This is a genomic window from Paraburkholderia sp. BGA-UO-ETr-F21 (assembly GCF_059567925.1).
The window spans coordinates 75479-90028 of sequence record NZ_JCAQOY010000005.1 but is presented as its reverse complement, the minus strand read 5'-3'; the positions used below and the strand labels follow the sequence as shown (position 1 = coordinate 90028).

14 protein-coding genes are annotated in these 14550 nt (G+C 62.6%); 6 read left to right on the top strand and 8 right to left on the bottom strand.

Annotation, left to right across the window (positions count from 1 at the left end; translation table 11 throughout):
* Nucleotides 1-2: 2 nt before the first annotated feature.
* The gene (locus AC57B1_RS01835) at nucleotides 3-803 is read right to left on the bottom strand and encodes a bestrophin-like domain (RefSeq protein WP_496416401.1); all 801 of its coding nucleotides are present in this window, start codon (nucleotides 801-803) and stop codon (nucleotides 3-5) included.
* Between the two features lie 298 nt (nucleotides 804-1101).
* Between AC57B1_RS01835 and AC57B1_RS01830 the strand changes: the two genes are divergently transcribed.
* Complete coding sequence (locus AC57B1_RS01830) at nucleotides 1102-2751, top strand: methyl-accepting chemotaxis protein (protein WP_408185980.1); 1650 nt, start codon at nucleotides 1102-1104, stop codon at nucleotides 2749-2751.
* A 72-nt stretch (nucleotides 2752-2823) separates the two neighbouring features.
* Here AC57B1_RS01830 and AC57B1_RS01825 read toward each other — a convergent pair whose 3' ends face one another.
* The 7 genes from AC57B1_RS01825 to AC57B1_RS01795 form a co-directional block, all read right to left on the bottom strand.
* On the bottom strand, nucleotides 2824-3633 hold the full coding sequence (locus tag AC57B1_RS01825; RefSeq protein WP_496416400.1) for a c-type cytochrome: 810 nt from the start codon (nucleotides 3631-3633) through the stop codon (nucleotides 2824-2826).
* Nucleotides 3630-5255, bottom strand: coding sequence for a b(o/a)3-type cytochrome-c oxidase subunit 1 (locus AC57B1_RS01820; RefSeq protein ID WP_496416399.1), 1626 nt, complete (start codon nucleotides 5253-5255; stop codon nucleotides 3630-3632). The genes AC57B1_RS01825 and AC57B1_RS01820 overlap by 4 nt, the downstream gene beginning before the upstream one ends.
* Nucleotides 5242-5811, bottom strand: a complete 570-nt coding sequence (locus tag AC57B1_RS01815) for a cupredoxin domain-containing protein (protein ID WP_091796772.1) — start codon at nucleotides 5809-5811, stop codon at nucleotides 5242-5244. The genes AC57B1_RS01820 and AC57B1_RS01815 overlap by 14 nt, the downstream gene beginning before the upstream one ends.
* A gap of 2 nt (nucleotides 5812-5813) precedes the next feature.
* Nucleotides 5814-5990 carry a hypothetical protein gene (locus tag AC57B1_RS01810; protein ID WP_408302467.1) on the bottom strand — a complete coding sequence of 59 codons (177 nt, stop codon included), beginning with the start codon at nucleotides 5988-5990 and terminating at the stop codon, nucleotides 5814-5816.
* Between the two features lie 24 nt (nucleotides 5991-6014).
* Nucleotides 6015-7415: a c-type cytochrome gene (locus AC57B1_RS01805; protein ID WP_091796771.1), complete on the bottom strand. Its 1401-nt coding sequence runs from the start codon at nucleotides 7413-7415 to the stop codon at nucleotides 6015-6017.
* Complete coding sequence (locus AC57B1_RS01800) at nucleotides 7412-8128, bottom strand: c-type cytochrome (protein WP_091796770.1); 717 nt, start codon at nucleotides 8126-8128, stop codon at nucleotides 7412-7414. The genes AC57B1_RS01805 and AC57B1_RS01800 overlap by 4 nt, the downstream gene beginning before the upstream one ends.
* 485 nt (nucleotides 8129-8613) lie before the next feature.
* Nucleotides 8614-9501, bottom strand: a complete 888-nt coding sequence (locus AC57B1_RS01795) for a LysR family transcriptional regulator (RefSeq protein WP_408302473.1) — start codon at nucleotides 9499-9501, stop codon at nucleotides 8614-8616.
* A 95-nt stretch (nucleotides 9502-9596) separates the two neighbouring features.
* Here AC57B1_RS01795 and AC57B1_RS01790 point away from each other — a divergent pair, with 95 nt between their 5' ends.
* The 5 genes from AC57B1_RS01790 (at nucleotide 9597) to aqpZ (ending at nucleotide 14535) form a co-directional block, all read left to right on the top strand.
* On the top strand, nucleotides 9597-10910 hold the full coding sequence (locus AC57B1_RS01790) for an MFS transporter (RefSeq protein ID WP_496416398.1): 1314 nt from the start codon (nucleotides 9597-9599) through the stop codon (nucleotides 10908-10910).
* 378 nt (nucleotides 10911-11288) lie between these two features.
* Nucleotides 11289-11954, top strand: coding sequence for a response regulator (locus tag AC57B1_RS01785; RefSeq protein ID WP_496416397.1), 666 nt, complete (start codon nucleotides 11289-11291; stop codon nucleotides 11952-11954).
* Between the two features lie 140 nt (nucleotides 11955-12094).
* The gene (locus AC57B1_RS01780) at nucleotides 12095-12784 is read left to right on the top strand and encodes a response regulator (RefSeq protein ID WP_091796766.1); all 690 of its coding nucleotides are present in this window, start codon (nucleotides 12095-12097) and stop codon (nucleotides 12782-12784) included.
* A gap of 108 nt (nucleotides 12785-12892) precedes the next feature.
* Nucleotides 12893-13537 carry a response regulator gene (locus AC57B1_RS01775; RefSeq protein ID WP_408483326.1) on the top strand — a complete coding sequence of 215 codons (645 nt, stop codon included), beginning with the start codon at nucleotides 12893-12895 and terminating at the stop codon, nucleotides 13535-13537.
* 251 nt (nucleotides 13538-13788) lie between these two features.
* A complete protein-coding gene (aqpZ, locus tag AC57B1_RS01770) occupies nucleotides 13789-14535 on the top strand; it encodes an aquaporin Z (RefSeq protein ID WP_496416396.1) in 747 nt (248 codons plus the stop codon).
* Nucleotides 14536-14550: the final 15 nt, after the last annotated feature.

Sequence of the window (14550 nt, the reverse complement as noted above, 5' to 3'; positions counted from 1 at the left end):
GCTTACCGGCGCAAATGGTCCAACGCGTCCCTCATGGGCACACTGGAGATGACAATCGGCCCCGTAAACGGCGTGTCCAGGTCGACGATCACATAGATCGCGGAAGCAATCGACACCGCGCCGAGCAAAATCGTGACCAACGCCAGCGCGTTGCGCGGCGCGATCAGGCCGAAACTCAGAAAGATCACGGCCAGCCAGAAGGTCAGTGTCTTGAGGAACGGCTGGGAAATCGAGCTGTGCGCTTCCTCGATGATCTTCCACCGCGCGTCCACCACGCGCCGGTATTGCACCAATCCGTCGTCGAGCGCGCGTTGCTGTAATGGATCGTGGGTCCGCAATTGCCGTAACTCCCTGCCCACGGCGGTCAGCATATCGCCGAGCCGCACGTTCTCCAGTTTCTGCGAGTTGTCCTGCGAGCCGATGTCTTTCGGGTATTCGCCGCTGGGAGGGGGTTCGCCGGGCCACGTCGAGGCAATCGCCGCCGCCGTGTACTGGCGCAACAGGTGCCGGGCCGGATCGGTATCCGCGCCGTATTGGCGCAAGGTCGTGTCGAACTCGATCAGATCGGCTGCGTAAGCGCGCAAATCATTGGAAGCCGTGTCGAAGCTGGACTTCGCGGATGCCGTCATCAAGCCGAGTACCAGCGCGGCGAACGTCACCAGCATGCCGATCACCAGCTGGATCAACTGCACGGTTTCATGCGCCTTGTGCTCTTCAGGCAACAGCGGCCGCACCCACACGCCCACGCCGGTCGCGATCAGCAAGAGAGCGAAAATCACCACGGTCGAACCGACTTCGGACATACGCATGCTCCGTAGACGCACCCTCGTCACTTTCCATCAACCGCCGCCCGCCGAAAACCCGGGTAGTCCCGCAACGATCGGCGCGTATCACCGGCCTCATCCGCTTGAATTTTGATGTAACACAACGGCGTGGGCATCGACTATCAAGTTTTTGCTGATCGCGCCGTAGTCCTTACATGTGGCATTCGCTTAAATCAAGACAATAGTTGCGGACCTGGCCGAGTGAGCTTGGGCGCAGCGCGCGTGGCCGAGATTTTTGATGAACATCCGGTCAGGCAGCCCAATGGAGACACGCCCGATGTTGAAAAATCTGTCGATTCGCACCTGTCTGACCATGATGATCGGATTTTTCGGCATCGTGTTGCTGGTCGGCGCCGCCGCCGGCCTGCTGTCGCTGCGCTCGAGCAACGCCTCGCTGCAGCAGATGTACACCGTGGACACGCCGGCAGTCGCCGACCTCGAAGGCAGCGCCGGACAGCTATTGCGCCTGCGTCTCGCGCTGGCGACGTATGCCTCGCTCGTCGATCTCAACGATCAGGATGGCGCGAACGCCGTGCTCAAGCGTTTCGATCAGTACCAGAAAGGATCGAACGACCGTCTTGCCCACTATGTGAGCCGCGCGAGCACGGACGCCGACGAACAGCGTCTCATCAAGGATATGCAGGACAAGCGCGACACCTTCCTGCACGAAGGCGTCGATCCGGCGCTCGCCGCGCTCAAGTCCGGCGACAAGACCACCTTCCAGCAATTACAGGCGCACAAGCTGCCTTCGCTCTACAGCGCCTATGAAAAGGCGATGCTCACGCTCGAACAGTTGCAGATCGATCACGGCGCGCAGCGCTATCAGGATGCGCAGGATCTGTTCTACGCGATCTGTATTGCGGTGGCGATCGGCATGGTCGTGTCGCTGCTCGGTTCGTTGATCGGCCGCGCGGTGCTGGTGCGCGCGATTGTCAGTCCGGTCGACGCCACCATCGCGCAGTTTCAGCGCATTGCCAATGGCGACCTGACTGGTCAGATCGTCGTGGCCAGCAATAACGAAATGGGCCGTCTCGCGGCCGCATTGCGCAAGATGCAGGAATCGCTGATCGCGACGGTGAATTCGGTGCGGCAAGGCACGGAATCCATCGACACCGGCGTGAGCGAGATTGCCGCGGGCAACACCGATCTGTCGCAACGTACCGAAGAGCAGGCCGCGTCGCTCGAAGAAACGGCGGCGAGCATCGAACAGCTCACCTCGACGGTCAAGCAGACGGCCGACAACGCGAAGCAGGCCAGCTCGCTCGCGCAGGGCGCATCCAGTCTGGCCGCGCAAGGCGGCGATCTGACGGAGCAGGTGGTGGGCACGATGCATGGCATCGTCGACGATTCGCGGCGCATCGCCGACATTGTCGGCGTGATCGAAGGGATCGCATTTCAGACCAATATTCTCGCGCTGAATGCGGCAGTCGAAGCCGCGCGCGCCGGCGAGCAGGGACGCGGCTTCGCGGTGGTGGCGAGCGAAGTGCGCTCGCTCGCGCAGCGCAGCGCGGCAGCGGCGAAGGAGATCAAGGGTTTGATCGACGAATCGACGGCGCGTGTGCAGGCCGGCTCGCAACTGGTACAACGCTCGGGCTCGACGATGACCGAGATCGTCGACGCGATCGCGCGCGTGAGTTCGATCATGGGTGAAATCGCGGCGGCCGCGACCGAGCAGAGCACCGGCATCGATCAGGTCAATCTCGCGGTTGCGCAGATGGACGAGGTGACTCAGCAAAATGCGGCGCTGGTCGAAGAGGCCGCGGCGGCGGCGAGTTCGCTGGAAGAGCAGGCGCGGCGACTGACTTCCGCCGTGTCGGTGTTCCAGACCGGCAGCGGCGCAGGTTCGTCGTCCGCGCATGGCGGACGGCGCGGCGGTTCGGTCGCCGCGCCGGGAACCACGCATGCAGGCGAGTTCGCAACGGCTTGAGATCGGCGGTTGTGTTGCGAGACGGCGTGTCGAGTCGTTGGGACGAGTCGCGCGGCACGCGCAAAGTGTCCGCTACTGCATGGCCGCATAGTATTTCGCCACACTGTCGATCTCGGCGGGCGTCATCTGCCGTGCGACGTTGCGCATCTGTTCGTTGATGTCGTTGTGTCTTGCGCCGGAAGCAAAGGCGCGTAACTGCGCCGCCAGATAGATCGACGACTGTCCGCCCAGCCACGGCGCCGCACCCTTGCGATCGAGCTGCCCGTGGCATGCCGCGCAAGGCGCGATATTGCGCTGCGGATCGCCCTGCATGGCCAGCTTCACGGCATTCGCATCCGGTTCCACACCGGTGGGCAGGGTCTGCGCTGCCGGCGCTCGCGGCAGCGATGCGTAATAAGCCGCCAGATCGTGCAGATCCTGGTCGCTGCGCGCTGCGATGATCGGTTGCATGATCGCGTTCTGGCGCACGCCGTTCTGGTAGTCGCGCAATTCTTTATAGATCACGTCGGCATATTGCCCGGCCAGCGCGGGCGCCGTCACCTGCACCGTGCCCGGCACGCCGTGACACATCGAGCAATTTTGCGTCGCGATCGTCGCGCCGCGGCCGATCGAATTCGCGTCGGCTCGCGCGCGCCGCAAAGGCGGCAAAACCACCACTTCGCTCGGCACCGGGCCGGTGAGATTGGCGCCGCCGTACCAGCTCGACGGCGCGCCCGCGGCGCTGCAGATCGTCGCCCATAAGCCGCGGTCGCCGAAGGCGTTGCTCGCCGAAGGCAGCCAGATAAAGCCGATCAGTATCGACACGACGGCAATCGCAAGCGTGCCGCCCACGCTCACCGTGAACCACGGGTTGCGTAAGCTGAAGACGCGTTCCTGGTTCATCGCTGCGCTCCGACGACGACTGCCGGCACGGACGTCTGCGGCAATCTGAGCAACTGCACGATCGGCACACTGTAGTTGACGACCGTGAGGCCGATCATCAACGCCACCCACAAACCGAAGCTGTTGAGCGCGGCCGGCACGCGCTCCACCGGCTGTGCCGCGCTCGCGAAGCGGAAGCTCTGCTGCTGCACCACCGGGCCGAATTGCGACTTGGCGAGGATGTAGATGAACAGCACGCCGGACACCACGAGGATCAATCCGCCCACCGCCGACATGCCGACCCAGAACGCCTGCGACTGCATGCCCGGCGTGTTGTAGTCGTAGTAGGCCATGCGGCGCGGCGCACCGAGCAGGCCGACGTAATGCCATGGCAGCGTCACGACCATCATGCCGATGAACCACAGCCACAGTTGCGTACGCACCAGCTTGACCGACGCGAGGGCCCGGCCGGTCAGTTGCGGCCACAGTTCATAGGCGATCGCGAAGTACATGATGACGATCGCGCCGCCGAAGATCAGATGGAAGTGCCCGGTCACCCACTGTGTGTTGTGCACGGTCGAGTTCAGCTGGTAGCTCATGTTGATCAGCCCGCCCGCGCCGCCGAGTCCGAGCATCACGAACGAGAACGCGATGACGAGCATCATCGGGTTTTGCCAGGGCAGTGCGCCTATCCAGCCGAAGGCGCCCTTGCCGCCGCGCAGTCGGCCGGCGATTTCGACGGACGCGCAGATCGTGAACACCGTCAGCAGCGTCGGCACCGACACCATGCCGGTGAAGACGGCATGCAGAAACTTGAAGCCGGAGCCGACCTGCGGATCGGCGAACAGGTGGTGAATGCCGATCGGCATCGCGAAGACGAGGAACAGGATGAACGACACGCGCGCCATCGAATCGCTATAGAGCCGTCCGCCGATCGCGCGCGGCACCAGCGTGTAGTAAGCGATATAAGCGGGAATCAGCCAGAAGTAGACGATCGCGTGCAGCGTCCACGAGAACAGGATGCGCGAGAGGCCGGCGTCGATCGTGTTGGTCAGGCCGAATGCGACCGGCAGGATCTGGAACAGGATTTCCAGCGCCGCGCCGACAGCGGTCCAGGCCCACAGATACGCGCCCGCCACGTTGGCGAACATGGCGAGCGGCACCGGCTTGCCCGGATTGGCGCGCTTCCAGATGCGCAGGTTCACATGCATCAGCGCGACCCAGATCCACGAGCCGACCACCACCAGCACCACGCCGAGGTAATAGAAGGGACTGCCGATCATCGGTGGATAGAAGGTGTAGAGCACCGAGGCCTGGCCGAGCGCCACGGGCACCATTGCCATCACCGCGCCGATTGCCAGCATGATGAAGGCGGCCCACGCCCATTTGAGACCGACGAGGCGCTGCACGAGCGCGAGTTCGACGATCGCGTAGCCGAAACCCATCGACACCAGCGTGGGCAGCACATAAGCCATCACGGAGCCGTGCGCGGTTACCGAACGATAGTAAAGCTCGGGGTCGCCGACCCACGGCACCAGCGGGCTGCGCACCAGCATCTGCCAGGCGCCGAGCAGCAGCGCGATCAGAAACGCAATGAAGGCGAGCCAGAAATGCGCGAGAACGAGTCGCTTAGCGTGAAACACAGCTCAGCCTCCGTGATTGTCGGGCCTGCTCGAAGAAGGTGGCTTTGTCGATGACTTTCACGTGGGCCCACATGGTCTGATGCCCGAAGCCGCAGAACTCGTGGCACGGCATGGTGTGATCGGCAGGCGCGTCGAAGCGCGTGTTCAGCGTGGCGACGTAGCCGGGCACGACCATCGTGTTGATGTTGGTGTCGGTGACGAGCAGGCCGTGCACGACGTCGGCGCTGGTGGTGCGGATCGTGATCGGCGTGTCGGCGGGCACCAGCAGACATTGCGGCGTGAACGAGTATTGCTGCGCGATGAAGCGCACGACCACCGAGCCGTCCGGCTCGACCGCACTGCCCAGATTGTCTTCGACGAATTCGCCGGACAGTTGCAGGCGTGATGGATCGATCGTTTCGACGCGCGAGGGCGGCATCATCGCCCAATGCAGTCCCGAATACACGATCACGACCAGCATCAGAACGATCAGCGCGACGGCGAAAATGGCCCAGCGGCGCTCGGCGCGCAAGGCGACCGCGTGGCCGCCCGATTGGTGGTTGGAATCGGTCGACATGATCAGTGAACCACGCCGCGCGGCAGAAACACGAGAAAGTAGAAGCCGAACCAGATCGCCATGACGATCAGCGTGGCGACGCCGGCGAGAGCGATCGCGCCATGCGGGCCGGCCGCGACGACGCGTTCCACTTCTTCGTCCGTCGGCGGGGCCGCGCTACCGGTATCGTTTGCTTCCATCTGAAGGCTCTCCAGTGCGGCGGTTCAGTGCAACGGCGCGTTGCGCAACGCGTTGACGTCGCGCGACGTCACGGGCTGACCGTGATTGCCCCACGCCGTGCGGATATAGGTGACCACGGCGGCGGCGTCGGTGTCGTTCAGTTCCTGACCGAAAGGCGGCATGCCGTACGGTTCAGGATTGCGCATCGTGCCCGGCGGGAAACCGCCATTGAGCACGATGCGAATCGGATTGACCGAAGAGTCCATTTCGATCGACTGGTTGCCGGCGAGCGGCGGATAGTGTTGCAGCTTGCCTTCGCCCTTTTCGCCGTGGCAGATCGCGCATTTGTCGGCGTAGATTTTTTCGCCGAGCGCGAACACATTGGTGTTGGTCGGCGCCGACGGACCGGTCTTGCGGCCGCTCTTGTCGGGCAAGGATTTCAGATAAACCGCCATCGCCTTGATATCGTCTTCCGTCATGTACTGGAGGCTGTGGTACGTGACTTCGGCCATTGGGCCGTACACCGCGCCGCGATCGGAAATGCCCGCTTGCAGCAGATCGACGATGTCTTTGGTGCTCCAGTCGCCGAGGCCGCCGTCCTTGTCCGAGGTCAGCGAAGGCGCGTACCAGTTCTGTACGGGAATCAGGCCGCCCGCGAACTGTTCGCTCTGCGACGAGCCGCCGAGCATGTTGATCTTGGTGTGGCACATCGTGCAGTGCCCGAGCCCTTCGACCAGATACGCGCCGCGGTTCCATTCGACCGATTTGGTCGGATCGGGCTGGAATTCGCCTTCGCGGAAATACAGCGTGCGCCAGCCGTACAGCAGGTTGCGCTGATTGAACGGGAAGCGCAGCGTGTGTTTGTGATTCGGCTCACGCACCGGCGTGACGGTCCGCAGATAGGCGAAGATCGCGTCCGAGTCCTCGCGCGTGACCTTGGTGTATTGAGCGATCGGCATTGCCGGATAAATCAGCGTGCCGTCCGGTGTGCGGCCGGTGCGCATCATCTTGAAGAACGCATCCTGGCTCCAGGTGCCGATGCCGTATTGCGCGTCCGGCGTGATGTTCGGCGAATACAGCGTGCCGAACGGCGTTTCCATGGCTAGGCCGCCCGCGAACAGTTTGCCGCGCGGCGCGGTGTGGCAGGCCACGCAGTCGCCCGCGCGCGCCAGATACTCGCCGCGTTTGACGATGTCGGGGCGCGTGTCGGCGGCCCCGCCCGGCGCGGACGTTGTCGCGGTGTCGGCGGCGCGTGCTTCGGCGATGAGGGGCGTGTGCGATACGTGCAGAAGCGCGGCGCTGCCCGCGAGGATCAGGCCGGCGGCCAAGAGGCCTGACGCGAACGGCGCATGCGCGCGTCGGCCCTTCGTCATGGCGAGCACAGTGGTGAGCAGCGCGGTGCGCAGCGCGCGGAACGAGCCCGGAGAGCGAAGTGTCGGCTTCATTGCGGTTGGCTCCCGCATGCGAGAGGCAGCCGCTCGCCGGACGCCGGTGCGGGCCGCGGATCGGCCGGACGCGGCTGGCGCGCGAGCCAGCTCGATACCGCGGTAATGTCCTTGTCGTTGAGCTTGACCGCGATCGAATGCATGCAGTCCGGTGCGAGCGCGTGCCGCGTGCCCGAGCGCCAGGTACCCATTTGTCCGGCGATATAGCTCGCGTGCAAACCGAGCAGACCTGGAATGCCCGGCTGCGTCCCGGTCATGCGCGCACCGTGGCACGCAATGCACGCCGGTATCTTGCGGGCGGGGTCGCCCTGGGTGACGAGGCGCTGTCCGGCGGCGAGCACTGCCGGCGCGACGGCGCTTTGATCGGCGTTGGGATAGGGCGGTTGCAGATCGGCGAAATACTGGCTGATCTTGCGCAGATAGTCGTCGGGCAGGAAGGCGAGCAGATAGCCCATTGGCGGATATGTGCGGCCGCCGTCGCGAAACGCGGTCAACTGGTTGAACAGATACTCGGCCGGCTTGCCGGCAATGCGCGGAAAGTAATCGTTGTTCAGGCCTTGGCCCTGCACGCCGTGACAGGAGGTGCAGGCGCGCACGCGTTCGTCCATGGCCGAGGGCATGGCGCTGGACGCGTCGGTGGCGGCGAGCGCCACGCCGCTCCACATGACGTAAAGCACTAACAGAACAGACGATCCGATAGTTCTACGATGCACGCCAGGCCTCTATTGGGAACGTTCTTTCTTCTCGATTATTTCTCGCGCATTCGCTCGCGGATTGGCTCCTGAATCCACGGACGGTGTGTGGCAACTCCGTCAGTTGTTTTTGTATAACGAGTGCGAAAACAGCAAATCGAAAACGGACTTATTCTGAATGGCGAGTGTTGATTTGCTACGGCGATGCGATTGCTTTTTAAAACAACGATCTGCCTGAATGCGCCAGTGGGTGGCGGCTTTCGGGCTGCGGGAATTAACGCTTGAAACGTTCAGCAGCGTGTACGAGGTTGCAGGAATTCATTCGGCGCGTCAATAGCAAACAAAAGCTAATTTGACCAAACACCTGTTCATGATAGGCGTCGACCAGGGGGCTTTCAACGTTTCATTGCAAATCGCCGCGTGCTTCGACGTTATCGCGCGAATGTGATTGTTTGATGATGGAACACGTGCTTGAGCGACACGCCTTGGACCTCCTGCACGCGTGGTCAACTGAAGAGCCGCAGCAAGGCCGTGCGCGCATTGCTCACGCGTTCGCTTTCGCCGATTCGTCCGGGCAACAGATGAAACTCCACGGCGGGCAACGCGGGTAAGCCGACGCTCGCCGGGCACGCCACGACGCCGCCGCCGACCGACGATTCGTTCAGGCAGGAAATGCCGAGCCCCGCCTTCAGTGCGAGTTGCAAGCCTGCCACGCCGGAGGCGGAGTGCGACACCACGTAGGGCACTTTGTGTTCGTCGAGCAACTTCACGACGAAACGCTGCAACTGGCAGCTCGACGGCAGCAACACGAGCGAATAAGGGGTGGCCGGCCGCGGACCTGAATCCGCCGCGCTCACCCAAAGCAGTTTTTCGCGCCGCACAACCGTGCTCGGCGCAGCGTTGCGCCGGCCGGTGGCGCGCGAGTTATCCGTGACGAGCCGCAGCGAGAGACCAATGTCGAACGACGCATCATCGCCTGCATTGCTGTCGATCACCGCACTTGGCAAAACGGTGACGTGCAGCTTCAGGCGCGGATGCTGTTCCGAAAACGTCTTGAGAATGCGCGCGATGTCGTGCGGACGGTAGTAGTCCGTGATGGCGATGCGCAACTCGCCGTCCAGCGAGCGGCCTTGCAGATCGTCGAACGCGGCTTCGCTCATTGCGATGATGCGCCGCGCGTGGTCGAGCAGGCGGCTGCCGGCCGGCGTGGCGCTGACGCCTTGCTTGCTGCGTATGAAGAGCGGCTGGCCGGCGCGTTCCTCCAGTTTCTTCAACTGCTCGCTGACGGAAGACTGCGACAGGAATACGCGCTCCGCGCCCGCCGAGACACTGCCCGATTCGGCGACGGCGACGAAGGTACGCAACTGTGTCAGGTCGAATCCACGCTGGCTCATGATTCGGTATATCCGATGGAAGTCATCTAAAATTCCGGCTTTTCCGATAGAAAGCCCAGCCGTAGCATACCTCCAGATTCTTTGCGGAGGGTGGAATGGGAAACGAATCAATGGTGGCCGTAGGGCTATCCGGCAGGCGTTCGGCAAGCCACAGGTGGAAGGTGCTCGGGGTCGGTTTCGCTGCGAACGCGAGCTTTTCGGCGGCATTTTCGGGAATTCCGACGACGGCGGTTTTCTTGCGCTCGGGCTATCACCTGGGCAACGACGGTCTGGGTCTCGTGCTCGGCATGCTGGGCCTCGGCATCGCGGTCAGCGAGTTGCCATGGGGACTGCTGACCGACCGCTGGGGCGACCGGCATGTCCTGTTGCTCGGACTGCTTTCGACCGCAGCCGCGCTCGCCGGCCTCGCGTTGTTCGTCGTGCCGTCCGGTACGCACATACCGGGCGTGAGCACGCTCGCGCTTGGCCTGTTGCTGGTTGGACTGTTCGGCGGCAGTGTCAACGGTTCGAGCGGCCGCGCGGTGATGGCCTGGTTTCGCGAAGGCGAGCGCGGCCTCGCCATGAGTATTCGCCAGACCGCGGTGCCTGCGGGCGGCGGCCTTGGCGCACTGCTGCTGCCAGTGCTCGCGTCGCGTTATGGCTTTGCGAGCGCATATACCGTCCTGGCGCTCGCCTGTGCGATCACGGCGGGGTTCGCATGGCGCTGGCTGCATGAACCTGCTCATACCGATTCGGAAGGCGCACGCGAAGTCCATGACACGGCGGCGAATGGCGCGCGCAGCAGTGTCTCGCCGTTGCGCGACATCGGCATCTGGCGCGTGGCGCTCGGCGCTGGAGCGCTGTGCGTGCCGCAACTCGCCGTCGTGACGTTCGGGACGGTGTTTCTTCACGATTTCAGCCGCGCCGGCGTCATGGCGATCAGCGTGACGATGGCTGCGGTGCAAACGGGCGCCGCGATCGCGCGGGTCTGGAGTGGCGCGTGGACCGACCGGCGCGGCAATCGGCGGAACTATATGCGCGCCTGCAGTTTGCTGACGGCGGTGTTGTTCGCCTCGCTCGCGTTACTGACCGGCCTCGCCGGCATGCATCACGCGACGCTGACAGCGGTATTCGCGCTGATGGTCGTGCTGGGCGGTGTGAGCGCGTCGGCATGGCACGGCGTGGCCTTTACGGAACTCGCCACGCTGGCAGGGACGAACCGCGCCGGCACGGCGCTGGCGATCGGCAACACGTGTGTCTTTCTCACGCTGTTCGTGACGCCGCTGGTAATACCGCCGCTGTTGACGATAGGTTCGTGGCCGATGGTGTGGGCAGTAGCCAGCGTGTGCGCATTGATCGCGTTCCCGGTATTTCCGCGCGCGGCGCGTGAAAGCAAGGCGAGGGCACCGCGCGCCTGCGACGCAATCTGACGAAGCGCGTCGCCGCTCGGCAATAAGGCGGTTGCCGCGGGGCGGCTGCCGCGCTTTTTGTCATGCCGTTGGGCGGCGTGTGGACACGCCTGCGATGAGTGGTTGCACCGTCGAATTCCGGCCGGAATGGGTTCCGTTGTGAAAGTGAAAAATATTCATTCTGCGTATTTATTCTTTTCTTCTTTGATAAATCCGCATTGGTAATTGGTTTTTCTACAGGATTCGGAGCGCTCCGATTTTCGTGGAGTTGTAGTGGTGATTTTATGGCCGCCTTGACACGCGAAGCGTCGTCAAGGGGCCGTCAAAGAATAGGTAAAGTGTGTCAGATTTTTTCTGCACATTTGAAAATAATCCTACAACAAACGAGAGAAAATCCTGGTGAACCTTCGAATTATCCTGGCGGACGATCATCCATTCGTTCTGCTTGGCATCCGTGCGACTTTAAAAATGCATGCCGGTGTCACCATCGTCGACGAAGCGACGAATGCCGTTTCGCTGCTCGAACGCTTGCGGAACACACCCTGCGATGTGCTCGTCACCGATCTCGCCATGCCGGAGCGCTCGGGCGCCGTCGACGACGGCCTCGATCTTGTCCGGCGAATCCGTTGCGGCTGGCCGCAGCTGCGCATCGTGGTGATGACAACGCTGACGAATGCCGCGATCCTTCGCGCCATTGTGTCGGACGGTGCCGTGAGCATGCTCGGCAAGGCGGAGTCGATGCACGAGCTTTGGCAGGCGATTGCCACGACTCGGCACGGTGAGGCCTATCTCGGGCGTTCCATCGTCGAAGCGCTCGCGCGCCCGCAGGAGTTTGCGTGTGAACGACCGGCGCCGCCGCGTCTATCAGGCGCTCAGGCCAAAGTCGTCAGGCTGCTGGTGGACGGCCAGTCGATCGCTGAAATTGCAGCGGCGCTCGGCTGTCATCGTCGCACGGTCAGCAGGCAGAAACGCGAGGCAATGACCAAGCTCGGAGTTGCCAACGATCCAGGTCTTTTTTCTCACGTGCGCGCATACGGAATTCCTGGTTTTGAATCGTATATCTAAGCAATTTACTTTTTAAATCGAATGCGGTGGTTTCGGAGCGATCTTATGTTTATTTTCTGAAAAATGTTTAATGATCGGCACGAGAGCTGGTTTTACTGAAAAGGGCGGCAGTCAATCAAGGTACGGAGGAAAAATAGAAGATGCGCGACACCGCTGAGGTAAGCACGCCCATTCGAGCCATCATTGCGGACGATCATCCACTGGTGCTGCTGGCGATCGAGAATCTGATGGGCGGTTATCCAAATATGGAGATTGTCGGTCGCGCGGCGGATGCGACCGAACTCTTCACGGAAGTCGACCGTGGTTCATGCGATCTGGTGCTCATGGACCTCTACATGCCGGGCGGTTCGGATGGCAGCGGACTGGAAGTCGTCAGGCAGTTCAAGATGCGCTACCCCGACATCGCGCTCGTCGTGCTCACCATGGAAACCGAGGCAGCCGAGCTGCAAAAGGTGATTTCGCTCGGCGCCGACGCATTGGTGAGCAAGCGCGACCGGATCGATCTGATTCACGTGGCCGTCGTCACGGCATTGGCGCGCGAGTGTTACGTCGGGCCGGCGGTGCGCGCGTTGATCGCCGACGCAACGGTGACCCAGCGGCTCGACTTTGTCCGGCAAATGCTGTCGCGCCGCGAGCTCGAAGTGTTCACCCAATACGCGTCAGGATTTGGCGTGACCGAGATCGCCGCGCGTTTGGGGCGCAGTGTCAAAACGATCAGCGCGCAGAAGTGCACCGCCATGCGCAAGCTCGCGCTGCACAGCGACGCGGAACTGTTCCGCTTCGCCGTCGAGTACGGGGTGATTCCCGAGGAGCGCGTGCAGAACCGGTGACGAGCCGGCCGCGTGTCGCGCCTTGGCGTGACGAAAACAAGATGCATTGGCATCGCCCGGGGAAGCACAACGAGTGCGGGGCATGCCAGTCGATAAGACAACAAGAAGATGAGACAAAAGATTCGCGTCATCGTCGCGGACGATCACGACTGCGTTCGTGTCGGCGTCAAGCAAATGTTGCAAACCGTCCCGCACATCGAGTTTGTCGGCGAAGCGGCCGACACGCATGGCCTCGCTGAATTACTCGACGCTTATGCATGCGACGTGGTCGTTTCGGATATCAACATGCCGGGCATTCACGGCGGCAGCAACGCGGTGTCTTTTCTGCGCCGCCTGTTGCGGGGCCGGCCGCGTCCATGCGTCGTCGTGCTGACCATGATCTGCCATGCGCACATGCTTACCGGCCTTTTGCACATCGGCGTGGGCGGTATCGTCGATAAACGTGAAACCGTCACCGCCTTGCTCGACGCAATCGAGGCGGCGATTGCTGGCCGCGTCTATCTGTCGGAGCATGCGCGCGCCGCAATCGAAACGGCGGATGCGCCGCCGCAGCTTCGCGCCGGTGTTCTGAGCGCGCGCGAGTGGGAAATCTTCCAGCTCTATGTGCAAGGTCTCGCTGTCCACGAGATCGCAGCGCGTTTGCAGCGCAGCGGCAAAACGATCAGTACGCAGAAACGTAGTGCAATGCGCAAGCTCGGCCTGGAAACGGAAGCCGACCTGATCGACTACGCGCGCCAAATCGGATTGACCTGAAACGCGAGGGGCGTATTGCATTGCGACGTTGGCAGCTGTTTTTAGAGAACAGCGAATTTAGGAGTGTTCCGATTGGTCGCGAGACATTGCCGCCTCATAGTTCTGCGTTCGCTGCGGCTTTATTCGATGCTCCCGTGACGAAAGCAGTCATTTCGTTAAGCTGAGCAATGCCCGAGCCGAGCGAATTCAGGCAGATGTCTTATGGCAATCGCGCAGGGCCGTCTGCCTCATGGACAGAAACAGGAGGCGGCATGGTTGCATTAGGTAAGCGGTTGTTGGTGGAGAGTGCGGGAACGGCATGGCTCGTCTTCGTCGGCTGCGGCAGCATTGTGCTGAACGTCGGCGCGATCCAGCAGGCTGGCGGCGTGCTGGAAGCGGCGGTGGCATTCGGCCTCGCACACGCCACGGCCAGCTACTGCATCGGCAGCCTGTCCGGCGGTCATTTCAATCCCGCTGTCACCGTAGGCTTTACCGTCGCACAGCGTTTCCCGGTCAGGGATTTGCTCCCCTACATTGCCTCGCAGATTCTCGGCGCGATCGTTGCCGCAGCATTGCTCCTTTACGTGGCGGGCGGCCGTCCCGGTTTCGATCTGCGCGCAAGCGAGTTCGCGGCAAATGGCTTCGGCGACCATTCTCCCGCTGACTATCAATTGCATTCGGCGCTGGCAATCGAGTTCGTGCTGTCCTTCTGCTTTGTCATGGCCAACCTCATGATCGCCCGCCGGCACGACGTGCAGCCGCTCGCGCCGCTGGTGCTCGGCGCCGGTCTGGCGCTCGTCTACCTGGTGTCGATCCCGGTCACCAACGGCTCCGTCAATCCCGCCCGTTCCACGGCGCAAGCCTTGTTCGTCGGAGACTGGGCGCTGGATCAACTCTGGCTGTTCTGGGCTGCGCCGCTATCGGGCGGCATCACTGCCGGCGCGCTGTTCTCGTATCTGCACGGCAAGCCCGAGCACGGTAGCGCCGTGCTCGCCGATGGGCAAGGCGAAGTCGTCTGAGTGTTGCCGGGCGCC